Source organism: Ignavibacteriales bacterium, from assembly GCA_015709675.1.
Taxonomy (GTDB): Bacteria; Bacteroidota; Ignavibacteria; order Ignavibacteriales; family Ignavibacteriaceae; genus H2-BAC3.
On record CP054182.1, the window covers coordinates 1,167,845 to 1,192,335 of the forward strand.

Sequence of the window (24,491 nt, forward strand, 5' to 3'; positions counted from 1 at the left end):
TTTTTGCGGTTACTACTACCGCTTTTGTTTTTAAATAGCTCAGGGATTCTTAACAGCCAGAGCGTTGATCCGCTCCGGGGCGGCCTGGTATTTTCGTTCCAGCATTACAACGTAACAAAGGGGCTGCATCTGCTGGAAAAAAATCCTCTCCTGCTTAATCATAAGATTACCGCTGAATTTGATCTGATGTTTGATGACGCCCGAAAATTCGGCGTAATCGCAAAATTTTACTGGGGGAGTGAAATCCTTCATGTGATTTATCAGCCCGCGGGAAAGCCGGACACCTCATATATACGCCTTGTGTATAACCGCGGGGAGTCTTCCGCGGAGATTGTAGTCTTAAAGAATGAACTTCCCCGTAACCGGTGGCGCAAGGCCAGTGTTGTATTTTCTCCTACCTCATCAGAAGTCAGTTTTAGTTATATGGATAAAACCTGCCGGGTGCCGGTGCGCATTACCGGCGGCAACAGGATGGAAATTCATTTTGGCCATCATGCTAAAGTTTCCGGTGAGCTTAACGAATATGCATTCATCGGGCTGAGGGATGTCCGCGTGATGCAGAGCGGTGGAAGCGCATTGTATCACTGGCCGCTCAGGGAGGTGCGGGGCAGCACGGCCGCAGAAATAATCAGCGGTGAAAACGGCCGGGCGGTTGAGCCGGAGTGGATGATGAATAATCATTTTCTGCCAAAAGAGAATGCTCTTGCGGGTCCTTTTACGGCTCAGCTGGATATTAACAAACCGATGATTGCCTATAATAAGCTTGAAGGAAAGATCTATTTTGTACATTCCGAAGGGATGTATATCTATGACACGCGCCGCAGGACAGGCAAAAGTATTGGCTATGCAGCTCCGGATAAGAAATATATGAATGACTGGCTTACCGTCGTATATCATCCGGCAAAAAGGAAAATTCTTGCTCTCTATGACGGCGGCGGAAAAGTGACTGAGTATAATGAAGCAGACAGTATATGGGTGAACCCCGACTTTTCGCAGCGGGCAAAAGGACACTATTATTTCTCCCGTATATTCTACCATGAAGCTGACAGCGGTCTCTATTCTCTGGGAGGATATGGATGGTACACAAGAAAAAACTATCTCAGGAAATATGATTTCAATAAAGAGGAGTGGGATACTATCCGGCTAAAAGGAAGTGAGGGATATCACTGGTATGAATACAGTATTGCCCATAAGTCAGGACCTGTTTACTATCTATATGCAAGAGCGGCACAGTTGACCGAACGGCAGGAGGACAGTTACCGGCTTATATATACCCTGTTTGAAATGAATATTGAAACCGCCACGCTCAGGAAACTTGGCGTGATTAAAGAAGGGAGGAACAGAGATTTTCGTCCTGCGTGGGCAGGTCTGTATGACTCTCTGACTAAGCATATTTATTTCACCGGATATGAAGAAGCTACCCGGAGCCAGGCGCTTTTGGCTATTGACCCGGATAGTCTTGAGATTAAGACGGTAAGCAGCCTTAAAACCTTTAAAGGCAGGGAGACAGCATTTATTCCAAATGTCTGGAATTCATTCGATTCCATGAACAGAGAATTTGCAATTATGGAATATGTATATTCGGGGGCAGACTCATTTTATGTTCGTATTTCAACTCTGCACTGGCCTCCTCTTACTGAGGCGGAGTACCGGTCACTGCTTGCCGGAGCGGCAGATATCTCCGGAGGCGCTCTGCGGTATATACTTCTCAGTTCTCTGATGGTCCTGCTCGGAAGCGCGGGAATCGTCTTTTATCTGCGCCGAGGAAACGGACGCGCGAAAGATGAGGGCGGTGAAACCTCATCCGGCGGTGATAGACATTCTGACGGGAAGGAAACACTTCCTGAAACGAAAACAGAATCTCCGGCAGTTGCAGATGACCCCGTGCAGGATGCTCCCTCCGCGGCGGCCTTATATCTGTTCGGTGATTTCACCCTGCTGGATGACAACGGTATAAACATTACTCAGAACCTCTCACCCAAACTGAAGCAGCTCTTTTTGATGCTCTTTGAACGCTCCTGCCTGGGGAGCAACGGCGGAATGAGAACGGAAGCAGTCACCGCCACGCTCTGGCCTGAGCTTTCCATTGCTGAAGCCAAAAACAACCGGAATGTTTCATTACGCCGCCTGCGAACCGCGCTTGCGCCGGTAAGGGGTGCTGAAATTAAAACAGATAACAACCGGATTAAGCTGATTCTGCCGGAGAATTTTTACTGCGATCTGCTGGAGTTCCGGAAGTATGCCGGAAACGGAACTTACCGGTTTGCGGAAGTGGGGGATTTGCGCAGCATTGTTACCCGGGGAGAGCTTTTTGCTGATTGCGACTATGAGTGGTTTGATGCTGTCCGCCAGCAATACAGGGAGGAAACGGTTCACCGCCTCAGAGAGATTATTACCCTGAACCGGCTGAGCAATCATGAGAAACTTGATGCCGCGGAATGTATCCTTTCACAGGACAGCGTCTGCGAGATCGGGATCAGGGCAAAAGTGCAGGCTCTTTCGGGTATGGGGGACCATTCATCAGCCAAAACCGCGTTTGAGGTCTTTAAAAGAGCGTATCACAGCGTATATGATACGGAGTGCAGAAAGAATATTGCAGATTTTTTGCAATAACCTGAAAATTAATCCATTCATTAACCCTTTTATTAACCCTTTTATTAACCCCCTCCGGTTAGATTTACCCAGTTAGTCTGAGAATTTTATTTATTCCGGTTCGCCCTGACCCAGTGAAAAAGGGTGAGAGGGTTGAGACTCAGCCGGAGCCACAGAAATTCAGGATGAGGGCGAGTAGTCCGGAGTGACTGTGGTTTCGATCTTGACGGGAGGGAACCGGCGGGAAAGGGGGAATGCCGCCGGTTTCTTTGAGTCTGTGCTGCTGCATTGGCAGTAAATAAGTTTTCACAATCAGGTACGTGATTTTTTCATTACATAGGCGGAGTCCTGCAGTTATGCGCGATCAGGAAAAAAATGGCGGGCGAAATCGGGAACCGAGAACAGCCAGACACGAAAACGGAAGACCAATAAACAGTGTCTATTTGTTCGGGGATTTTCAGATATTCAGCCGCACCGGTGAGGAGATGGTTCAGCGTCTGCCTCCTAAGGTTCAGGAATTGTTCCTGATGATGCTAACGTCATCATTCAAACCGTTCAGTTATATTACCAACAAGTCGATAAACAGCCACCTCTGGCCGGACCTTAGTCTGGAACAGGCCAAGAACAACAGAAGCGTTTCGGTTAACAAACTCAGGTCAGTTCTTGAAGATGTGGATGGCATAACAATCTGCTGCGATAAAGCCATGTGGTGGGTTGAACTTGACAGCAGGATATACTGTGATTATCAGCGGCTCCTTTCCATACTTTCATCCCGAAACCTGACACATGCGGCACTGAGCGAACTGAACATGATACTCAGCCGGGGAGAATTCATGAAAGAGCATGACTATGACTGGTTCGAAACAGGAAGAATGCGCATTACCGATGCCGCGCTGCACAAACTGAAAGAGCATCTCTTAAAGCAGAAAGAAGACTCCCCCAACCGCGCGCTGATTGCCGAAAGCATATTACATCTCGATCCGCTGAGCGAATCAGCGCTCAAAGTAAAGATACAGTTTCTGGTCCGAGACGGCGAACATACCCTGGCCCGGGCAACCTTTGAGCACTTCCGCAAAGAGTTCCAGCGCATCTACGGAACGGAACTAAAAAAAACCTTTAATGATATGCTTAAATGAATTATGAAGTATGAATTATGAAGTATGAATTATGAATTATGAAGTATGAAGTATGAATTGCATGGGTAATATATATCAAATGAATATGCGTAGGGACAGGTCGCGACCTGTCCTATCCTTAGTGGAGATTGATGTATGTATAGCAGATGGGGCTGTTTATATGTCGCCGCTACGCGGCTTTTGGTTGGTTTGGGAGATGTTTTTATTAATATTTCGCCGTTCTGCGGCTCATAGCAATGAACAATGAACAATGTACAGGTTTTGGTATTTGAGAATTTCCGTAGGGACAGGTCGCGGCCTGTCCTTCCCTTATTGGGGTTGATGAATATATAACGGATCGTAATATATCGCCGCTACGCGGCTTTTGGTTGGTTTGGGAGATGTTTTTTATTAATATTTCGCCGCTCTGCGGCTCATAGCAATGAACAATGAACAGGTTTTGGTATTTGAGAATTTCCGTAGGGACAGGTCGCGACCTGTCCTTGCCTTATTGGGGTTGATGAATATATAACGGATCGTAATATGTCGCCGCTACGCGTCTGAATTCCGGCTCCCTTCTCCTTTTCAAGGAGAAGGGCAGGGGATGAGGTTTTTACTCCAAAAACACAGCTCCTATATATATTATATGGTAATGTGAAAAGTTCTGCATCAGACACTCCTTTCTTCAGGAAATCTCGTTTGTTGCTTTTATGGCAGGCTATAGATTTTGCTGACCCATTCTGTAAAGGGAAGAATGGTGATTTCCCTTTTTCTGCCGTACCACTCAAAACTCCTGACAGATTTTTCATTTGTGGTTATAATGGTAAGCCGGTCACATTGTAAATCCTCCGATGCTGTAATAAGGGCGCGCATTTCCCTCTCCAGAGTCTTTGGATTGCTTAAATCTGCTGATGCCTGAATTATTTCTGTAACTTTACCGCTCTGATGCAAAACAAAATCACATTCATAGTCTTTCTTCCAGTAGCTTAAACTCATTCCGGTTTTATAGGAATTTTTATAAAGTTCTGAGGCAATTAAGTTTTCGAGTTTCTTCCCCTGATTAGCTGAGGGGTTAAATCCGATACTGCTGAGATAACCGTTATCTATAAGATAAGTTTTTCCTGCGGAGATTTGCTGCTCTTTAATCTTAAAGGAAAAACGGGGAACACGGAAGAATATCATGGTGTTAAGGATATATAAGACGAATTTGGAGACAGTCCGCTGATTATACCCGGTTACCGCCGAAAGATTCCTGAGGGAGAGCGGTGAACCAGTTCCTGCAATCATCAGTTCAGCCAGCTTGCTGATCATCGCGGGATCACGGGGTTTATAGCGAGTAACAATATCTTTATATATGGTGTCCCGGAATAACATCTGCAAATAATCTCTTCCTGCTGCTTTCCCGGAGGCTACCTCCGGATACCCCCCTTTTTCCAAAAGATCAAGAAAGAGGGTTTTCGCATTTTCTGATTCACCGGTTCCTGAGGAGTTAAGCAGTTCATTAAAGGAAAAGGGAAAGATATACACGGGAAAGTTTCTGCCGGTCAGATGAGTGGCAAGTTCTCCGGAGAGCAGATTTGAGTTGCTTCCGGTGATTACGATTTTTCTCCCCTGCCGATGAAGCCGGTTTACAAACAATTCCCATTTCTGCAGGTTTTGAATTTCATCAAAAAGCAGAATTTCAGGATTACCGTAAACCCGGTCAATCGCGTCGGTTATTTCGTCATAGTTTTCGGTTGCAATGAGCCGTTCGTCATCAAAATTAGCATAAGCGAAACGGCTGCCATTAAGGGTGTGAACGGCAAAAAAGGACTTGCCCGCCCGCCTGGGTCCGATAATCACATTTATCAGTCCGGAATCCAGATTAAGTTTGGCATCCCGGGGTATAAAATGAGCTGAAAGAAGACGGTCGCGTTCATTTTTTTGCTGATTTATTACATCTTGTACCATAAAATACACCAAAAGTTGGCAAAAGTGCTGTATTACAGCGACAAAAGTACACAAAATTGGCAAAAACCACAAAAATGAAGAATGAAAAATGTCAGAGGACTATGTTGGCGGCTTATTAAGTCCCTCCGGAGTCCGCGCAAAGGCGCAACGCCGCAAAATAGGAACCATAAACACAGAGTTTGATTTCATTTTTCCCCTTTACTAGTTACTAATTCCTAACTACTAATTATTTTTGATTCTTCGTATTATATAGAACACTCCGACAATTATAGCCGCCCAGAGCAGGGGGGCAGAGAGGGTGTCTATGATATCCAGCAATGACGCGTACATAACAGCCGGAGAGAATCCCTTGCTCAAAAGTATATATACAACAGGAACACCTGCCAGAAACAATGAGAGCCAGAGAAAAAACCGCTGACGCGCTTCTTCTATCCAAACCATCAGAAACGAGCCGGAAAGGATAAACAGCAGCGACGGGAAGAAGATATCACTCCCCTCCATCAGAGGGAAGTTGTCGCTGATGAAGAGAAATATGCCTGATAAAAACAGCAGTGAGGAAAAAAATACGGCCGGTTTCCTGCCGCTGCCTGAGAATTTGTAAAAGTATGCCCCTCCCGCGGTAATCATGGTAAACGCAACCACACTTGCCGCGGTATATACGATGATTCCCGTTTTAACGGCAAAGAGCCCCGCTGCCATGAGCAGAAGAGAGTAAAAAGCGATTTGTCTGGAATTAGTCAATAGATCAGAGTATTCTCATCCCCATGCTTGAGGCAACCAGCTCAACCATCACTTCCGCGCTCTGGTTCCGGGTATCAAGGATAGGATTAACTTCAGAAATCTCAAGCGATGACATACATCCGCAGTCGGCAATGCTTTCCATAAGCAGATGCGCTTCACGGTAGCTTAAACCGCCGGGCACCGGAGTACCCACGCCGGGAGCCACGCTTGGGTCAAGGGAATCGCAGTCGAATGATACGTGTATATGATCAACATTTTTATCAAAAAGGTCAAGCACGCGGTTAATAACCCGGTGAATGCCCAGTTTATCCACATCAGTCATGGTATATACCTGAATGCCTGCTTTCCTGATGTTTTCACGCTCTTCAAAATCAATGCTTCTGGCCCCGATGACCACACAGTGTTCCGGTTTCAGTTTGGGTGAAAAGCCGTAGAACTCCGTGAGAGAGGGGTGCCCGATTCCCAGTGATGCTGCCAGCGGCATGCCATGGATATTTCCTGAAGGGGAGGTCTGGTCGGTATTCATATCGGTATGGGCATCAATCCAGATAACACCGAGTTTTTTATTTTTCTTGCGGCAGTGGGCTGAGATTCCCGCCACAGTGCCGAGACCCATGGAGTGGTCCCCTCCGATGATCAGAGGAAAATGGTCTTTATCCAGAATAGACTCAACCTCACGGGCGAGGATTTCGCAGGTTTTAAGGATTTCAGCCAGATATTTCAGTTTCGGATTTTCCAGCGCCTGTTCTTCGATATTCAAAATATCTATATCGCCCAGGTCATTTACCGTATAGCCGAGGTTCTCCAGTTTTTCATCAAGCAGGGCATAGCGGAGCGCTGAGGGGCCCATATCCACTCCCCGTCTTCCGGCACCCAGATCCATCGGGAACCCGATCAGGTCAATAATCTTGCTTTGCGGTCTTTTCATCAGGTTTTTTCACATATTAGCGTATAAACAACTCTTTTCAGGGGGAGAAATGTTTCCTATCACCCTGAAAATCTGTAATTTTCTCACTCAATATAAGAATTACATGCCAATCGTTTCCGGCAGATTGATTGCCCCGGCCGGAAAGAGGAAGCAGCAGTTGAAGCAGTAAGGAATTGCAATGCAGGAACCCGTTATAAGTGTAGGAATTATTTCATCACAAAAAATCCGTTTTGAACTCCATGGCGGCTATATCATCCAGGGAAGGAATGAATGGCTGAGGGGTGCATATACAGCAGAGATAAAAGGGGGCAAAATTCTCATCAGAGGGGAAAAATTCAGCTCACAGTTTGATGATGAGGTATTGTTTGAACCTGATACCTATAAAGATGATTCTTTTAAGCTGAAGGATGTTATCATCGGGGTTCAGTTTCACTGGGAAAGAAAAGAGACTGAGGCATTTCGCGGTACGCTGCGCATTATTAAGGAAGGAGATAAGATAACAGCCATTAATCTGATCCGTCTGGAAGATTATCTGGTAAGCGTTATTTCATCTGAGATGAGTGCCAAAAGCAGTCTGGCTCTGCTGAAAGCGCATGCAGTTATTTCGCGAAGCTGGCTGATTGCACAGATTGAAAGAAGCAGAGCGGTGAAGGAGGGGAGCGAGTCCGCGGTAAGTACCATTACTTCTGATAATGAGTTCATCCGGTGGTATGACAGGGAAGACCATCAGCATTATGATGTCTGCGCGGACGACCACTGCCAAAGATATCAGGGCATAACAAAAATTTTTACAGAAGCTGCTCAGCAGGCAGTGGCAGAAACCCGCGGTCTTGCGCTCATGTACGGCGATACGGTATGTGATGCCCGCTTTTCAAAATCATGCGGCGGTATATCCGAGGCTTTTGAAAATGTCTGGGGTAATAACCCGACCCCCTATCTGATACCTGTGATAGACTATAAGTTTGAACCCGACAATTATGATATACGCTTCACGAATGAGCGGAACGCTGAGAAGTGGATAAAGGGAAATCCCCCGGCGTTTTGCAACACAACCGACGCAAAGATTCTTGCCCAGGTTCTGCTTGACTATGACCAGGAAACGCGCGACTTCTACCGGTGGAAGGTTGTATATAAACAAAAAGAACTGAGCGAGCTGATTAAAGCCAAAACCGGACATGACTTCGGGGATATACTCGATCTTATTCCTGTTGAACGGGGTGCATCAGCACGATTGATAAAGATGAAAATAACCGGTTCGAAAAAAGAACTAATAATCGGGAAAGAACTTGAAATAAGGCGCGCGCTTTCAAAAAGCCATCTCTACAGTTCTGCGTTTATCATTGAGAAGGGACCGGAAAAAGATGGTGTGCCTTCTTCATTCACTCTTACCGGGGCCGGATGGGGACATGGCGTGGGGCTGTGCCAGATAGGTGCTGCGGTGATGGCTGAGAAAGGTTTCCTCTTTGATGAAATTCTGCTTCACTACTACCGCAACGCACGGCTTAAGACGGTTTACTAAATAAAATTATTTTCCGTTCATCATCTTCCTTAACCTTTTATCTGAATGATACGGATTTTAAGGGGAAGAACCGCCATTTTTCCGAAACAGAAAATGACTCTTAATTTCTTTTCCAGGAGAAACCGATGAAATACGTATTACTTTTATTATTGCTTTTACTCACGCCTGTAACAGCTCAGGAAAATAATAAGGAAGATGAAAAACCTGCGTGCTCACATGCCTCGTTTGGAATTCCCTCTTCACAGTGGGGTCTCTCATTCGGAAACTCAGAAAACTTTGCGGGAATCCGATTTAACTGGAAGGATTGTGAAGTAAAATCGGTTGCAGGAGTAAACATAACATTCTGGAAAGGAAAATATTTCAAGAATCAGAATGTTGCTGGCATCTCACTTGGAACCTTTCCAACAGTTGCAACTAATACCGGAATCATGTTTGGTCTTGGCGGTTTTGTTGCATCGGAAAACGCGCTTGGCTTTAACTACGGAACAGCCGCCGCGGTTTCTGAGGGAGATATGACCGGCGTAAATCTTTCTCTGCTTGCAACAGTGGCTGAAGGGAAATTAACAGGAATTAACTTTGGAGGACTGGGAACCGTAAGCCAGCATGGCATAACCGGAATTAACTTTGGCGGACTTGGTCTGGTTACTCAGGGTGAGATGACCGGAATAAACATCGGCGGGCTCGGCACTGTGTCTGAAGGAAGAATGCTTGGATTAAATTTTGGCGGCCTTGCTGCAGTCTCTGAGGGGGGTATGACCGGGATGAATATTGGCGGACTTGCCGTGGTTTCAAAGGGTAATCTCCTGGGCATCAATTTTTCACCGGTTGCGGTTGTATCAGGAAGCAATATACTCGGCCTGAATCTCGGCGGCATTGCGCTTGTTGCGGAGGATAATATACTTGGTCTTAACTTTGGCGGCGCAGCATTAGTGAGTGACGGGCATGTAATCCTTGGATTGAATGCAACTCTCGGCCAGATAAAAGCCACGAACACCGTGCTTGGTGTTAACTTTGCCGGATATAAACTTGAAGCAGAACATGCCGTTGGAATCAATGCGGCGGTATATACAATCAGCTCTGATAATGTAACCGGTGCGGCAGTTTCCGCATACAACAATATTGATAAAAGAATGACGGGACTTTCAATCGGGCTGTTTAACTATGCGGCCGAACTGAACGGTGTGCAGATTGGCATTCTTAATATTGCAGGCAATAATCCGGGATGGGCAAAAATACTGCCGTTCATTAACGCGCACTTTTGATAATTAGTAATGAGGAATTAGTAATTAGTAATAAGGAAGAATTAATTTATAACTTATATGTTACATTGTGGGAATTCGTACAGACAGATAACAATCTGTCTCCAAGTGCAAGTAGATATTAACGCAGAGTAAACTGCAAAGTTATAAATGCAATGTCCTTTGTTTTCCCGGATGTCATTATTGTCATTGATGTCTTTTAAGTCCTGGACGCCAAAAAACTGCAAGCGCGAGAATTCTTTAACGCAAAGTAAACAGAGTAAGGCGCAAAGTACCGCAGAGTTTTAAAGCGGCTTTTACGCGCTCTCTGCTGTCCTTGCTGTTCTTTATTTCCTTGAGCCAGCAAAGAAACTTTTTAACTCAAAGTATTGCTTGACTTCTTCGAGATAGCTTTTTAGTTTAAGTCATTGAAATTAAAGAAATTACCTGCAGGAAAATTATCATACTGAACCTGACCGACAAACAAATACTCGAAATTGCTGAAAATCTTGAATCAGGCATGAGGGTTTATTATAACCTCAAAACTGGTGAAATAAAATCAATTATTAATTTTGATACATGGGTTGGTGGTGATGAAGAACTCTGGAAAGAGGAACTGAATGAGATTAATGAACACAGCGATGATTATCTTGAATTTGAGGGCTTTTCTTCTAATCAGTCTTTTCAAATAATGGTTGATTTTGCGGAGAGTATAAATGAGCCGCATTTGATGAATAAATTATTTAAGGCATTGGATAGACCAAAGCCCTTTCAAAACTTCAAATGGGAAATTGATAATTCGGTTGAATACCGGCAGATGTGGTTCGATTTCAAAAGAATACGTTTTATTGAGCGGGTGAAAGAGCAGATAGAAATGTATAACCTGAGATTAGATGAATAGTATTGTTATGGAAAAGAGAGTAAAACAACCAGAATAATTACTAATGAGTATTTGGTAATGTCATTGCAGATTGGTTTGCTTGTTGTCTTTGAAGTCCTTAAGCGATTTTAACCCTCGCGCTAAGACGCCAAGCCGCAAAGAAGAGTTCTAACGAAGAGATTGTTCCTTCTTCTCTTCCTTTACTAATTCCTAACTACTAATTCCTAACTACTAATTCCTAACTACTAATTCCTAATTCTCCCCTGTACATTGATTCGTTTTGTTTTTTTCAGATTAAGTCGTATTTTTCCCCGGCACATCTGAAGGAATAACGCCATGGTCGTTAGAATAGTTCTCCTTTTGGTTCTCTCGGGGGCATTCCTTTTTGCTCAGAACCCAGTACTCCTCAGAGATACCTACCGAATCGGCTCAGATCAGCAGGATGCCCCGCTGGTTCAGTCCGATCCGCGCCTTTTTCACAATGATTCCGATGATTTTTTAGTCGCCTGGGAAGACCTCCGATTTGGGAGGCAGGATTATTTCTTCCGCAGGGTTTCCTCCGATGGCACATTCTTAAGCGACCCCAAACCAATCAATGGCAACCGTGACATCCTCTTTTTACCGGGAAATCAGTTTATCGCGTTTTCCGGGCGATGGTCTCCCTATATGTTTGATGATAGTTATTATTCAGTGGCTGCCCAGCGCTATGTGAATGGCGAGCCGGTTGGCAGTGAAGTGCCGGTCAGCGGATACCCGACAAGCTGGTGCGGTACCGGCTGGATGGGGTTCAGTTATTCAGCGGCAGCTCTTTCAGACGGTTTTGTTGCGCACGTAGCAAACAATGGTTATATACTACGGAGTAAGTTTACTCTTGACGCGGTTCCGGTGTATGAACATGTTGAAACGGGAATAATGGATGCAATTTATGTAACCTCAGCAACCGGAACAGGCGGAGCTCCTGCTATTTTCTGGGTGCGTCAGCCATTTGATATGATGGGCACCGACCCGGAGCACCGCATCTATGCCCGCTTTTATGATGCGCAGGATAGTGTTTTGGCCGACTCGGTTCTGCTTTTCACTTTTAGCGGCTTATTGTATAATCTCTACGGTGCGGAAATTTCGGCCCCCATGTATATAAAACCCGTTAATAATAATGCTTACCGGGTGATGTATTATTACCACGGAAAAATATATACTACTGTAGTCAGCCATAATGGCACAATCATTTCCGGTCCCGACTCACTTGCGGTTCCGGATATTTCCGCCGATGGCGATGGCTTCAGAGGAATAAGCATTTCAAATACCCGCGAGGGTTCGTTTGATGTAATTGTGACTACAAATCAGCTTCAGAACGGACAGTACGGCTACCATGTATATAAATTTTTTACTGATAACAGCCCTGTTCAGACAAGTTCTTTTTATAGCACGGTGCGCCATGATCTTACCAGATATACCGCGGTTTACTCTTCCGGAGAAATGTTTACTCCTTACACTGAATCACATGATGTGTTTGTGCGTGAGCTTCAGGGTTTTATACAGACCAATAGCGTAAAGCTCTGTGATGACCCGCCTCAGAGCAATGAATCAAATAAATTTTTAATACCTCTCGGGCAAAGCGGAAGTTTTATTGCCGGATATCTTAATGAAAAGGGGATGTATGCAACAAGAGTGAACCGGACAAGTTCAGCAGCAGATACCATAAGTAACCCCCTGACCGGACCGCATCTGGGTGTGTTTAAGGATGGAACTCTGTTTAGCATCCGCACCGCAGCTCAGGGTGAAAATGTTGCGACTCTTGTGGATATATATAACTCTGATTTTGTGGTAACAAGTACTGACAGTATAAGGAGGCAGGATGGCTCGGTATTCCTTTCTGCCCATCCGGTCACCTTCAGAGAAAACAACAGCGGAGAGCTTGTTTATGCGGCAAATGATAACGGAACTCTGCGCGCGGGAAAAATGAGCCGCGGCTTTGTTATGCAAAGCAGCAGAACCATTGCAGATTCAGTGCCGCAGTGGAATCAGATTTCGCTGAACCAGGAACATGATGACTCATGGCTTATCCGTTGGGGTAATACGGGTGTGTTTACGGACAGCACTATGGCGGTTCGTGAAGGCCCGTTTACCAATGCCCAGGGTGTATACATGGGGCGCGATGTGGTTGTGTATATCTATCAGGCGTGGGGGTCTCCTGTGAATATGGCTAAAATGAAGGTTTCACTCCTCAGGACAGGTGCGGTCACTGATGTGCAGGTTGGCTATCCGGGACAAAACTTTCAGGTAGAAAAAGGAGACGGCTCATATTATCTGTTATACTATCGTGATACCGGCAATAATGTTGTTTGCCGTGCTTACAAAATGGACGGCACTCCGCTGAAAAATCCTGTGGTTTTAGCAAGTAATATAAATGAATTGCGGAACTTCCTTGTAACAGTCTCGGGAACATCACTCGGACTCACCTGGGCAGACCACTCAGGCATCACCTATGACATCTACGGCAGGATATTCCAGCTTTCAAGTATAACCAGAACTGATGAAACTTCAGGAAATATTCCGGCTGAATATGTATTACATCAGAACTATCCCAACCCCTTTAATCCGGAGACGAAGATTACTTATTCTCTGGCTCATTCAGGAATGGTTGAGTTAAAAGTTTATGATGCACTTGGCCGGCTGGCAGGAGTAATTGAGTCGGGTGAAAAGCCGGCGGGAACTTATACGGTTACGTTTGACGGCAGTAAACTTGCAAGCGGTATATACTTTTGTGAAATGAAAGCGGGGGATTACAGAAGTGTGGTTAAAATGATACTTTTACGGTAGTTTTTTAAACGCAGAGTAAGCAGAGTAAGACGCAAAGTACCGCAGAGTTTTTGAGTTAGCTTGGCTGTCTTTATTGTCTTTCAAGTCCTTGAGCGACCCGAACCTCGCGCAAAGGTGCTAAGACGCAAAGAAGATTCTTAACGCAGAGTTAGCAAAGTTGAGTGCAGAGTTACGCGGAGTAATCCACCGGCATCTCTGCTGTCGTTATTTTCCTTGGTGTCCTTTAAGTCCTTGAAAACCTCGCGCAGAGGCGCTAAGCTGCAAAGAATTTTCTAAAACAGTACTAATTACTGCTTTTTGGTTACTGATTATTTCTCCCGTCCATCAAAAATTCACCCCAGTCTGAGTGAACATTTCTGTAAATTTAGATGTTGAAACATATAAATTCTGCTTCTTAAGGGCTTAATGCAAAATCTTGCAACTCTGAAAAAATACTTCCTCCGGTACCGGACCAAACTGGCTCTGGGGCTGATTTTCATCCTGATCTCAAATATGGGTACGGTTTACATCCCCATGATGATAAAGGATGCAATAAATGAGCTGCAAAATGCCCCCGCTTATGATAATCTCTCCCGCTATGCCTGGATGATTGTCCTGTTTTCCCTAGGGGCAGGAATTTTCCGGTTTCTGATCAGGCAGACTATTATAGTGGTTTCGCGTGAAATTGAATATGACCTGCGGGGGGATTTCTGGGCCCACATCCAGAAACTGCCTCTCCGCTACTTCCAGAATAACTCCACCGGTAATCTGATGGCGCATGCCACCAGCGATATTAATGCAGTGCGGATGTTCATCGGTCCCGCGGTGATGTATTCAATAGATACCTTTGTCCGGCTGGTGATTACCGTTATCCTCATGTTCAAGATAAGCGCCGCAATTACCCTTTACGCACTCATCCCCCTGCCGCTGCTTTCGGTGGTTGTGTATCTGGTGGGTAAGAAGATTCACCGCCGGTTCACCCTGATACAGGAAAAATTTTCTGAACTCACCACACGGGCACAGGAGAATTTCTCAGGGATTCGGGTGATTAAATCCTACGTCCGTGAAGAAAATGAAATCAAGGAATTTGACCGGCTCAGTCAGGAGTATCTCGAAAAGAATATGAGTCTGGTACGGGTTCAGGCGCTCTTTCAGCCGGTGCTTTTTTTGATAACAGGTGTATCTATTATAATAGTCATCTGGGCAGGCGGTACCATGGTGATTGATAAACAGCTCATGCTGGGGGATATTACCGCGCTGGTGATATATCTTGGTATTCTTATCTGGCCGATGATTGCTGTGGGATGGGTTATCAACATCATTCAGCAGGCCGAGGCAAGCATGAAACGCCTGAATAAAATATTCGCAGAGCCTTACGAAATTGATGACTCTGATAAAACAGACAGCAGCATTACTGATATTAAGGGAGAGATTGAATTCCGCAATGTTTCATTCAGATATGCGGAATATCTGCCGGAGGTGCTGAGCAATATAAATATAAAAATTAAGCAGGGGCAGACTATTGCAATCATGGGGGGTACAGGATCAGGCAAGACGACCATGATTCACCTTATATCACGGATGTATGATACCACATCAGGAGAGGTACTGATTGACGGCAGACCGGTGACTCAGATTCCGCTGGCGGTGCTGAGAAAGAATATGGGCATTGTTCCTCAGGAGACGTTCTTGTTTTCTGATTCAATCAGGAATAATCTGACTTACGGCCGTGATGAAGTGAGCGAAGAGAAAATGATGGCGGCAGCGCATATATCACGGTTTGATAAAGACGCGGAAGACTTCCCCGGCAGATATAATACTATGGTGGGAGAACGGGGTATTACACTTTCCGGCGGGCAAAAGCAGCGGGCGGCATTAACACGTGCGCTGATTACCGACCCCTCAATACTTGTTCTGGATGATTCATTCTCAGCGGTTGACACAAACACCGAGGAAGAAATTTTAACCCGTCTGAAAACTTTTATGAAGGGAAGAACAAGTATTATCATCAGCCACCGCGTATCAACGGTAAAGGATGCAGATATGATATTTGTTCTTGCTGCCGGAAAAATAGCCGAACAGGGCACGCACGATGAACTTATGACTATGAATGGAATTTATGCAGATATCTATTACAAGCAATTGTTAGAAAAAGAAATAGAAGAATATAATGAGGAATAAGCCATGGCAAAACTGAAAATCGGATTCTTTGAAATCACCGCTTCTGAAAAGAAGTACATAAAAAAATATTTCGGTAAAAATGAGGAGCTCTTCTTTTATACCGAACCGCTGGGCTCACAGAATGCAGACCTGCTCAAAGGGCTTGATGTGGTTTCAGTATTTATCTATTCAAAGGTAACCGAGGATATCCTCAAAAAAGCCAATAACCTCAAACTGATTACCACCCGGAGCACCGGATTTAACCATATCAATCTGAAAGCGGCACAGAAACGGAAAATCTCCGTCTGCAATGTTCCCTATTACGGAGAGAATACCGTAGCGGAGCATACCTTTGCTCTGATACTGGCTCTTTCACGCAATCTGCACAAGGCATATATACGCACAACCCAGGGGAATTTTTCGCTTGAGGGACTGCGCGGCTTTGACCTGAAAGACAAAGTGCTCGGCGTGGTTGGAGCAGGCAATATTGGCGTTCATGTAATGAAAATAGCGCGCGGTTTCGGGATGAAAGTAATCGCCCATGACATGAAGAAAAACCACATGATTCAGGAAGTGCTGGAAGTTGAATATGTATCGCTTGAAACACTTCTGTCAACATCGGATATTATATCGCTCCACTGTCCGTATAATGAATCAACCCGCTATATGATTAATATGAGCAATATCGGCCAGGTCAAAAAGGGAGCATTATTCATAAACACTGCCCGTTCCGGTCTGATTGAACCCAGTGCGTTGTATCATGCAATTGATACCGGTATCTTCGGCGGAGCAGGACTGGATGTGTTTGAAGGCGAAGAACTGGCGCTTGAGGAAAACCAAATGCTTTCAAAGAATGTATCAGTTGAACATCTTGAAGCGGCAATGAGGCGTAACATCCTGCTCAGAAGAGAGAATGTTATTATCACTCCACACATGGCATTTGATTCAGTTGAAGCGATAGAGAGAATTTTAGATACAACCGCCAATAATATCAGAGGATTTTTCGGCGGAACACAGTATTATAAAATTGTGTAGCGTTTTTATATCGCGTAAAGACGCGAAGTAACGCAGAAATGATTTGTAGGGACAGGTCGTGACCTGTCCTAACGAGTAACCTGTGAAGGACAACCACAGGAAAATAAATTTGACGATAGGACAACTCGCGAGTTGTCCCTACAAACGAAGAGTATTTGTAGGGACAGGTCGTGACCTGTCCATCATGAAGAGTTAATGAAGAATAAGAATATATAAAGATATGAGCACAGATCCCAGACAGGATGATGAAATATTAGGAAAAGCATACGACGCACGGCTGATGCGGCGGCTTCTGGGATATATAAAGCCCTATAAGAAATATGTGTTCGCGGCAATTCTGCTGAACTTAGTGGTTGCGGCTCTTGGACCCCTGCGCCCCTATCTGACTAAACTCGCGGTGGATGATTATATAGCGTCCGCGAATTATCAGGGGCTGATGTGGGTTACTCTCGCGCTGGTTGCATCACTGGTCATGCAGGCGTTTATCCAGTATTTTCTTACGTACTATACGCAGCTGCTCGGGCAGAAGACGATTCTGGATCTGCGAAAAAGTCTTTTCAGGCACACACAGCGGCTTGCGGCAAAGTATTTCGATAAAACCCCCATCGGCAGAATAGTAACCCGTGTCACGAATGATGTTGAATCCCTGAATGAAATGTTTTCATCGGGTATTGTTATGGTGTTCAGCGACCTTTTCATTATCGCCTGGATACTTGGGTTCATGTTCTTTCTTGACTGGCAGTTGTCTTTTGTTACGCTTTCTGTGCTGCCGTTTCTTATATATGGTACTTTCCTGTTCAGAAGAAAAGTAAGGGAAAATTACCGCGATGTGCGCCTGCATCTTGCGCGGCTGAACTCCTATATGCAGGAGCATATAACCGGGATTTCAATTGTTCAGTTATTTAACCGTCAGGAAAAGGAGTTTAATAATTTTTCCAAAATCAATGCTGATCACAGGAAAGCAAATATCGAATCCATATTCTATTATGCTATCTTCTTTCCGGCGGTGGAATTGCTCAGCTCTATAGCCATCGGTCTGATAATCTGGTATGGCGGCGGTCAGGTGGTTCAGAATACCATTACGCTTGGCGTTCTTTTTGCGTTTATTCAATATACTGAAATGTTCTTCCGGCCGATCAGAGACTTATCTGAAAAATACAATATTCTTCAGACGGCAATGGCATCCTCTGAGAGGATTTTCAAACTGCTGGATGATGATACCATTATTAAGGAGCAGCCCAATCCGGTTCACTTTCCTGAGACAAAAGGGAAGATTGAGTTTAAGAATGTCTGGTTCGCTTACAACGGAGATGAACATGTCCTTAAGGATATATCATTCACCATAGAACCCGGGCAGACTGTGGCGATTGTCGGCGCGACCGGAGCGGGGAAGACCAGTATCATTAATATCCTCACCCGGTTTTATGATATTAATAAGGGGGAAATAAGGGTTGACGGCATTGATATCAGGACGGTTTCAAAGCGTGAGCTGAGAAGAAACATTTCAACGGTGCTTCAGGATGTTTACCTGTTTTCAGGTACTGTTGCCTCAAATATCAGTATGAATAATCCGGATATTAATGAGGAGCAGGTGAAACGGGCGGCGGAGCTTGTGGGAGCGCATCAGTTTATTTCTGAACTGCCGCTGCAGTATCAGGAACCGGTTAAAGAGCGTGGTGCAACATTGAGCGTGGGGCAGAAGCAGCTAATATCCTTCGCCCGGGCTCTGGCATTTGATCCGCGTATTCTTATTCTGGATGAAGCTACCTCAAGTGTTGATACGGAAACGGAGCTGATTATCCGCCACGCGATTGAAAAACTGCTTGAGGGAAGGACGGCTATTGTAATTGCGCACCGGCTTTCAACCATTCAGAATGCTGATAAGATCATCGTGATGCACAAGGGGGAAATCCGCGAGATGGGCACGCATCAGGAACTTCTTGCAAAGCGTGGTATATATTATAAGCTGTATCAATTGCAGTATAAAGAGCAGGAAATTACAGCATAATTTTGTGACTTAGGTTTTGTAGAGACACGCCGCGGCGTGTCTCTACGCGAACCGGTACAGATCATGTTTTGGGGTAGGACAACTCACGAGTTGTCCCTACAGTGTAACTACACCAAAACTGTCATTTCATTTTTTTAAGAATCACTCCCTGTTTTGGATGTAAAGTTATTTCGCCGGTGAATTCCTGGCCGGAAAGTAGATTCCTATATGTTCCTTTAAGTGTCAGAACAGCAGGTTTGTTGCTGTTATTCAGATATACATCCGTTACATTGTTATTCTGAGTTCTTCTGAAACCATACACATCCTGCACATCATCTGTTACGAGTGTTTCAATCGAGCCGGTCTGCAGTTCAGGATGGGTATTTCTGATTGCTATCAGTTTCTTATAATGCTCAAGTAAATCTTTGTTAACCGTTACTTTATCAGGTGAACGAAGTGTCTGATCAGGCATAAACCTTTCATCATCATACGGTATATCATCCCACACCATCGGTTTGCGGCAGTCAGGGTCATTGGCTCCCCACATACCTGCTTCATCACCGTAGTATAGCATCGGGGCACCAACGTAGGTCATCTGGAAGAGCGCAAAAAGTTTCTGTATTGCATATTCCTCTTCGTTAGGTTTACGCGGATTGTAGTTTTTGTTTTCCCCCTTTGAAAGCCCGAAATACTCTCCCCAGTTACGGTATGATCCGAGATCCGCATTTACAATGTGAGAGCCTATACGGTTCGCGTCATGACTGCCAAAAAGATTCTGCTGAACATAACTCACGCATTCAGGGAAAGCACTTCTGAGTCCTTTCAGTGTTTTATCAAACTGTGATGCGGTGAGTTTATTCTTCTTCTGAATAAAAAATTCAGCCGAAGTAAATGCAAAGTTATAATTCATCACAGCATCAAACTCATCTCCGGTCAGATAGGGCTGCACTTCCGGAATCGTATCAATCACTTCAGCGGTTAAATATGCTTCCGGATTAATGCTTTTCACATGAACCCGCCAGTCTTTCCAGAACTGATGTTTCACACAGAAAGCCACATCAAGGCGCCAGCCGTCAATGCCGTCTGCTGTGCTGCCGTCACCATCAGGGTCCATCCATCTGCGGGTGATGTTAAATATATATGACTTCGGCGAAGCGGTAATGCAGTTTTCATCCTGATTCAGCTCCGGCAGTTCTTTCACACCCCACCAGCCGCTGTAAGAAAATTTTGTGCCGGCTTCAGGGTCATCCCACGAAAGAATTTTAAACCAGTCCGCGTATTTTGAATTTTTCTGATTCTTTACCACATCCCGGAAGGCAAGACTATTGATGCCCATGTGATTAAACACACCGTCAAAAATTATTTTCATACCGTTTTTGTGCACTTCTTTTATGAGTTGAAGCATAAGCAAATCTGCTTTTGTCCACACCCAGGTTTTCGGATCATTCCAGTCCTCGTTCTCAATCAATTTCCGGTCTCCTTCAGGGTCAGGTCCGAAGTTCGGGTCAACATGATGATAGGTTGCGCCGTCATATTTGTGATGCGAAGGAGCTTCAAAAACAGGATTGAGATAGAGAGCCGTAATGCCAAGTTCTTTCAGGTAAGGGAGCTTGTCAAGAATCCCCTGCAGATCGCCGCCGTATCTTCTTCTTTGTATATTGAACCAGATATTATTTCCGTTCAGTTTTTCATAGGGCTGAAGCTGGTACCAGTCAGAGCCCCAGGGATGTATCTGCCATGGGGACTCAGCATCGTGCGGGTAAGAACCGCGGATATTTTCGACTTTCGGGTCATTGGAGGTGTCGCCGTTTCTGAAACGTTCGGGGAATATCTGATACCAGACTGCTTTCTTAGCCCATCCGGGCACAAAATCATTTTGTTGTGACATGAGACCTGCCTGAAAAAATATGAGTGAGAGGAAAAGAATTTTCATGATTTATATACCTGTTACGAGGGGAGTTGTGACTCCGGCTGATGAAGCCGGAAAGTAATGGCGGCAAGACGGACTGCAAAGACAAACGCCGAACCAATAACTCCGGCAAGCACTCCGTCAACCCCTGCTGCTTTCAGGATCAGATATACAGCAGCTCCGGAGAGAGCGGCGGTCGCGTATATATCCTTTTTGAGCATCATGGGAATTTCATTGCAAAGGATATCCCGCGTCAATCCTCCTGCTGTTCCGGTTATTGCTGCCATGATAACAACTATCAGCGGGGAAAGATTTTGTGCTTCTGCAATCTGGGCCCCGCTTATGGCAAACAAACCTAATCCGAACGCATCCGCTATCAGCAGGGCGCGTCTGGGAGGGTGGTGAAATCTTGTATATATAATGGTTCCGATGGCTGCTGTAATAATCACGATGAGAAGCACAGGGTCCTCAAACCAAAAAATCGGGTGACGGTCAAGAAGAAGATCGCGAAGCGTGCCCCCGCCTATTGCTGTAACCACTGAAATTACCACCACGCCATACAGATCCAATTTCTTTTCCGATGCAGTAAGCGCGCCGCTGATGGCAAATACCGCCACTCCGAAAAGGTCAAGATAGTAGAGCAGCGGCAGATTCATAAATAAATATTTCCTGTATTGTTATTTCGTTCCGGTATCAGCGGGAAAATAATGATTATATACTTCTGCCGGCAAAACCTTTTTTAACAGCGAGGCAGTTTCAGGTTTTTTTTCAATGAGTGTCAGTTTTTTAACTTTTGGGTCATTTACAACAATAACTTCATTTGTATTCAGCGCTTTAAGTTTGCACTCATTTTTTACCATAACAATATTTTGTTCACCGTATTGCTTCTGATAAGCCCCGAAAATCATGGTGAGCATACCCTGATCACACTTTCCATCCGGCGTCTTTCTCAATGAGTTAATACTAAGGGCAGTTTTAAACGTTACCAGAAAATAGGTGACCTTATTGTGCTTAAAGGGTTTGCCTATGGTTTCCGTCCAGAGTGAATCGTGCCGGGTTACACTCATTTCATTTTCAGGTCGTGGTTTCGAAAGCTCTGCTTTGAGCGACTCCTTTGTGTAAACTTCAAAAACTTTTGGATAGAGGAACTCCACCAAATCAGGCCATGACTCCCTTATGTGGACATCGTAATAGCTTTTCATCAGTTTGTTAATAGCGGTTGTTTCCTTCTTCGTCTGGGCCTCCTTAACTGGAGCAGCGATCAGGAAAAAGAGCAAAAATAAAACAAAAGATTTCATAACCTTGCGCGAAAATTTTAAAAGTACGGGACAAAGATAGCGAAAAGAGCCCTTTTTTGAGAGGGGAAAGGAGGGTGTAAAAATGTTGAACCTGCACTCCTCCACCGGAACAGAACACTTGTTTTTGACCCATTTGCGGTTACGGTTTTAACTTTCCCTCATTTACCGTATTTTTGATTTTCAGAGAATAAGTAAAATTATTGAAATATGAGATTTCTACAGGCAGCATTACTCTTTTCGATTTTTGTAACCTCCGTTTTCCCGCAGGAACTTCCGAAAGGGCTGACCCAAGCCGAGCGTGAAATGATGCGGAGTTACACTGCTCCGGTCTCCCTGTTCGGATTCACCCAGCCCCCTGCAGTGCCGGTGCGGACCATGGCTGAGTGGGAAGAACTGCAGGGTATTATCATCACCTGGACCTCCCAGACCACAATCCTGCGCCAGATAGTTGACTATGCTCAGGATGAGGGGAAAGTATATATCGTCTGTTCGGACTCAAACTCAGTAAAAAGCAGTCTCACCAGCGGAGGTGTGCCTCTGACCAATGTTGAGTTTCTTATTGCTTCATTTAACTCCATCTGGGTGCGTGACTACGGCCCCTGGGCTGTTTACACAAATGATGCAGACAGTCTCTATCTTGTTGACTGGATATATAACCGCCCCCGTCCGCTGGATGACAGAGTTCCTGAAACCTTTGCTTCCAGATATAACATTCCGCTGTATCAGACAACGGTATCACCTTATGACTTTGTTGCTACCGGAGGCAACTTCATGACCGACGGTCACGGAACCGGATTTTCCTCACGGCTGATTGTAACTGAGAATCCGAATAAGACTGAAGCGCAGATTGACACCATTGTAAAGCGCTTTATGGGAATTGACCGGTATATAAAGATGACGGTGCTACCATACGATGGTATTCATCATATTGATATGCACATGAAGCTGCTTGATGACGAAACATTAATGGTGGGGCAGTATCCGGCCGGAGTATCAGACGGTCCGCAGATTGAAGCAAACCTGCAGTATGTTCTCAGTAACTTTAAAACCGCCTTCGGGAGGGACTTTAAAGTTGTGAGAATTCCCATGCCGCCGGATGGCAGTGGAAGATACCCCAGCAGCGGAGGGCAGTACCGGACCTATACGAATTCTGTCATTGTCAACAAAACAGTCATCGTTCCCACCTACGAACTGAAATATGACACAACTGCGCTGCGTATCTACCGTGAAGCAATGCCGGGGTACCGTGTTGTGGGTATTAATTGTAACTCCATTATCGGGCAGTCAGGAGCAATTCACTGCATAACCAAGGAAATAGGGGTTGATGAGCCCGTATATATTAAACTCTATCCGCTGGCGCAGACAAGCGGCACCGGATTCGAGGCAAAAGCAGTGCTTAAGACCAGAACAGGTATTTCAAACGCTGCATTGTATTACAGCAGTTCGCAGGCGGGGCCCTATATTCCGGCTTCATTCAGCGGAATGGTTCAGGATACGTTTTATACCACTTTCAGTGTATCCCCCGGCACTGATACTGTTTATTATTATGCAGAAGCGGCTACTGTTTCGGGCCGTTCGGTAAAAAAACCGCTTGTTGCACCTGAAGGAGTGCTGAAGCATGCTGTAGATCCGTTGCTGCCGGTTGAACTCGTGAGCTTCACTGCCAGGGAATCAGAGGGCTCTGTCCTGCTTTCCTGGGTTACCGCAACAGAATTGAACAACAAAGGGTTTGAGATAGAGCGCAGGGCTGACTCCGGCATCTGGCAGGTAATCGGATATATCTCAGGGTCCGGAAACAGCAGTGAACGGAGGGAATACACCTTCTCTGATAACACTCCGCTCACCGGCAAATCGTATTACCGCCTGAAACAGACAGATTTTAGCGGTGCACACTCTTATTCAACAGTAGCGGAAGTGCTACTGACTGGCGAGATGCAATTTTCCCTTGAGCAGAATTACCCGAATCCTTTTAATCCTTCAACGGTGATACAATTTCAGATTCCTGAAGCCGGAAATGTATCATTAAAAGTCTATGATGTCACCGGAAGGGAACTAAGGACACTGATAAATGAATATATGCAGTCCGGAACCTGGCAGGCATCATTTGACGGAACTGGTCTTGCAAGCGGAGTGTACTTTTATGAAATTAAAGTTAATAGCTTCATTCAAAACAGAAAGATGATTCTGTTGAAATAATTATAAATGAATTATGATCCGCCGCAGGCGGAATGAAGTATGAATTCTTCCTCTCAAATTCGTACAAACAGATAACAATCTGTCTCAATCCACAGGTATGAAATCTGAAGTATGAATTGCTCAGGGGTGCGTAGTTCAAATGAA

Annotated in this window: 16 protein-coding genes; 10 read left to right on the top strand and 6 right to left on the bottom strand. The window is 45.1% G+C overall.

Annotation, left to right across the window (positions count from 1 at the left end):
- Window positions 1-3 precede the first annotated feature (3 nt).
- Both HRU80_04345 and HRU80_04350 read left to right on the top strand, forming a co-directional pair.
- Window positions 4-2,613, top strand: a complete 2,610-nt coding sequence (locus HRU80_04345) for a hypothetical protein (GenBank protein ID QOJ28145.1) — start codon at window positions 4-6, stop codon at window positions 2,611-2,613.
- 335 nt (window positions 2,614-2,948) lie between these two features.
- Window positions 2,949-3,728 carry a hypothetical protein gene (locus HRU80_04350; protein ID QOJ28146.1) on the top strand — a complete coding sequence of 260 codons (780 nt, stop codon included), beginning with the start codon at window positions 2,949-2,951 and terminating at the stop codon, window positions 3,726-3,728.
- 687 nt (window positions 3,729-4,415) lie between these two features.
- On the opposite strand, the gene HRU80_04355 is transcribed toward HRU80_04350, so the two are convergent.
- The 3 genes from HRU80_04355 to rocF form a co-directional block, all read right to left on the bottom strand.
- Window positions 4,416-5,657 carry an ATP-binding protein gene (locus tag HRU80_04355; protein QOJ28147.1) on the bottom strand — a complete coding sequence of 414 codons (1,242 nt, stop codon included), beginning with the start codon at window positions 5,655-5,657 and terminating at the stop codon, window positions 4,416-4,418.
- Between the two features lie 222 nt (window positions 5,658-5,879).
- Window positions 5,880-6,398: a hypothetical protein gene (locus HRU80_04360; GenBank protein ID QOJ28148.1), complete on the bottom strand. Its 519-nt coding sequence runs from the start codon at window positions 6,396-6,398 to the stop codon at window positions 5,880-5,882.
- A gap of 4 nt (window positions 6,399-6,402) precedes the next feature.
- Complete coding sequence (rocF, locus tag HRU80_04365) at window positions 6,403-7,326, bottom strand: arginase (protein QOJ28149.1); 924 nt, start codon at window positions 7,324-7,326, stop codon at window positions 6,403-6,405.
- Window positions 7,327-7,504: 178 nt separating this feature from the next.
- On the opposite strand from rocF, the gene HRU80_04370 reads away from it, so the two are divergent.
- From HRU80_04370 to HRU80_04400, 7 genes are all read left to right on the top strand, one after another.
- Window positions 7,505-8,845 carry a SpoIID/LytB domain-containing protein gene (locus HRU80_04370; protein ID QOJ28150.1) on the top strand — a complete coding sequence of 447 codons (1,341 nt, stop codon included), beginning with the start codon at window positions 7,505-7,507 and terminating at the stop codon, window positions 8,843-8,845.
- Between the two features lie 125 nt (window positions 8,846-8,970).
- Complete coding sequence (locus HRU80_04375) at window positions 8,971-10,107, top strand: hypothetical protein (GenBank protein QOJ28151.1); 1,137 nt, start codon at window positions 8,971-8,973, stop codon at window positions 10,105-10,107.
- Between the two features lie 442 nt (window positions 10,108-10,549).
- The gene (locus HRU80_04380) at window positions 10,550-10,984 is read left to right on the top strand and encodes a hypothetical protein (protein QOJ30450.1); all 435 of its coding nucleotides are present in this window, start codon (window positions 10,550-10,552) and stop codon (window positions 10,982-10,984) included.
- A 315-nt stretch (window positions 10,985-11,299) separates the two neighbouring features.
- Complete coding sequence (locus HRU80_04385) at window positions 11,300-13,783, top strand: T9SS type A sorting domain-containing protein (GenBank protein ID QOJ28152.1); 2,484 nt, start codon at window positions 11,300-11,302, stop codon at window positions 13,781-13,783.
- A gap of 405 nt (window positions 13,784-14,188) precedes the next feature.
- The gene (locus HRU80_04390; GenBank protein QOJ28153.1) at window positions 14,189-15,943 is read left to right on the top strand and encodes an ABC transporter ATP-binding protein; all 1,755 of its coding nucleotides are present in this window, start codon (window positions 14,189-14,191) and stop codon (window positions 15,941-15,943) included.
- 3 nt (window positions 15,944-15,946) lie between these two features.
- A complete protein-coding gene (locus HRU80_04395; protein ID QOJ28154.1) occupies window positions 15,947-16,957 on the top strand; it encodes a hydroxyacid dehydrogenase in 1,011 nt (336 codons plus the stop codon).
- Between the two features lie 220 nt (window positions 16,958-17,177).
- Window positions 17,178-18,965: an ABC transporter ATP-binding protein gene (locus tag HRU80_04400; protein QOJ28155.1), complete on the top strand. Its 1,788-nt coding sequence runs from the start codon at window positions 17,178-17,180 to the stop codon at window positions 18,963-18,965.
- 121 nt (window positions 18,966-19,086) lie between these two features.
- Here the strand turns inward: HRU80_04400 and HRU80_04405 are convergent, their stop codons facing one another.
- Genes HRU80_04405 through HRU80_04415 form a run of 3 tightly spaced genes read right to left on the bottom strand, consistent with a single transcriptional unit; the run spans window position 19,087 to window position 22,151 of the window.
- Window positions 19,087-20,877 carry an alpha-amylase gene (locus HRU80_04405; protein ID QOJ28156.1) on the bottom strand — a complete coding sequence of 597 codons (1,791 nt, stop codon included), beginning with the start codon at window positions 20,875-20,877 and terminating at the stop codon, window positions 19,087-19,089.
- A 14-nt stretch (window positions 20,878-20,891) separates the two neighbouring features.
- Window positions 20,892-21,509, bottom strand: coding sequence for a trimeric intracellular cation channel family protein (locus HRU80_04410; GenBank protein QOJ28157.1), 618 nt, complete (start codon window positions 21,507-21,509; stop codon window positions 20,892-20,894).
- Window positions 21,510-21,530: 21 nt separating this feature from the next.
- Entirely contained in the window at window positions 21,531-22,151 is a 621-nt protein-coding gene (locus tag HRU80_04415; protein QOJ28158.1) for a hypothetical protein, read from the bottom strand.
- Between the two features lie 207 nt (window positions 22,152-22,358).
- Here HRU80_04415 and HRU80_04420 point away from each other — a divergent pair, with 207 nt between their 5' ends.
- The gene (locus tag HRU80_04420) at window positions 22,359-24,347 is read left to right on the top strand and encodes an agmatine deiminase family protein (GenBank protein QOJ28159.1); all 1,989 of its coding nucleotides are present in this window, start codon (window positions 22,359-22,361) and stop codon (window positions 24,345-24,347) included.
- Window positions 24,348-24,491: the final 144 nt, after the last annotated feature.

Excerpts from the sequence above, each read along its gene's own strand:
- HRU80_04350 (QOJ28146.1), top strand. The coding sequence starts at position 2,949 with ATGCGCGATCAGGAAAAAAATGGCGGGCGAAATCGGGAACCGAGAACA.
- HRU80_04355 (QOJ28147.1), bottom strand. The coding sequence starts at position 5,657 with ATGGTACAAGATGTAATAAATCAGCAAAAAAATGAACGCGACCGTCTT.
- rocF (QOJ28149.1), bottom strand. The coding sequence starts at position 7,326 with ATGAAAAGACCGCAAAGCAAGATTATTGACCTGATCGGGTTCCCGATG.
- HRU80_04370 (QOJ28150.1), top strand. The coding sequence starts at position 7,505 with ATGCAGGAACCCGTTATAAGTGTAGGAATTATTTCATCACAAAAAATC.
- HRU80_04375 (QOJ28151.1), top strand. The coding sequence starts at position 8,971 with ATGAAATACGTATTACTTTTATTATTGCTTTTACTCACGCCTGTAACA.
- HRU80_04385 (QOJ28152.1), top strand. The coding sequence starts at position 11,300 with ATGGTCGTTAGAATAGTTCTCCTTTTGGTTCTCTCGGGGGCATTCCTT.
- HRU80_04390 (QOJ28153.1), top strand. The coding sequence starts at position 14,189 with ATGCAAAATCTTGCAACTCTGAAAAAATACTTCCTCCGGTACCGGACC.
- HRU80_04395 (QOJ28154.1), top strand. The coding sequence starts at position 15,947 with ATGGCAAAACTGAAAATCGGATTCTTTGAAATCACCGCTTCTGAAAAG.
- HRU80_04400 (QOJ28155.1), top strand. The coding sequence starts at position 17,178 with ATGAGCACAGATCCCAGACAGGATGATGAAATATTAGGAAAAGCATAC.
- HRU80_04405 (QOJ28156.1), bottom strand. The coding sequence starts at position 20,877 with ATGAAAATTCTTTTCCTCTCACTCATATTTTTTCAGGCAGGTCTCATG.
- HRU80_04410 (QOJ28157.1), bottom strand. The coding sequence starts at position 21,509 with ATGAATCTGCCGCTGCTCTACTATCTTGACCTTTTCGGAGTGGCGGTA.
- HRU80_04415 (QOJ28158.1), bottom strand. The coding sequence starts at position 22,151 with ATGAAATCTTTTGTTTTATTTTTGCTCTTTTTCCTGATCGCTGCTCCA.
- HRU80_04420 (QOJ28159.1), top strand. The coding sequence starts at position 22,359 with ATGAGATTTCTACAGGCAGCATTACTCTTTTCGATTTTTGTAACCTCC.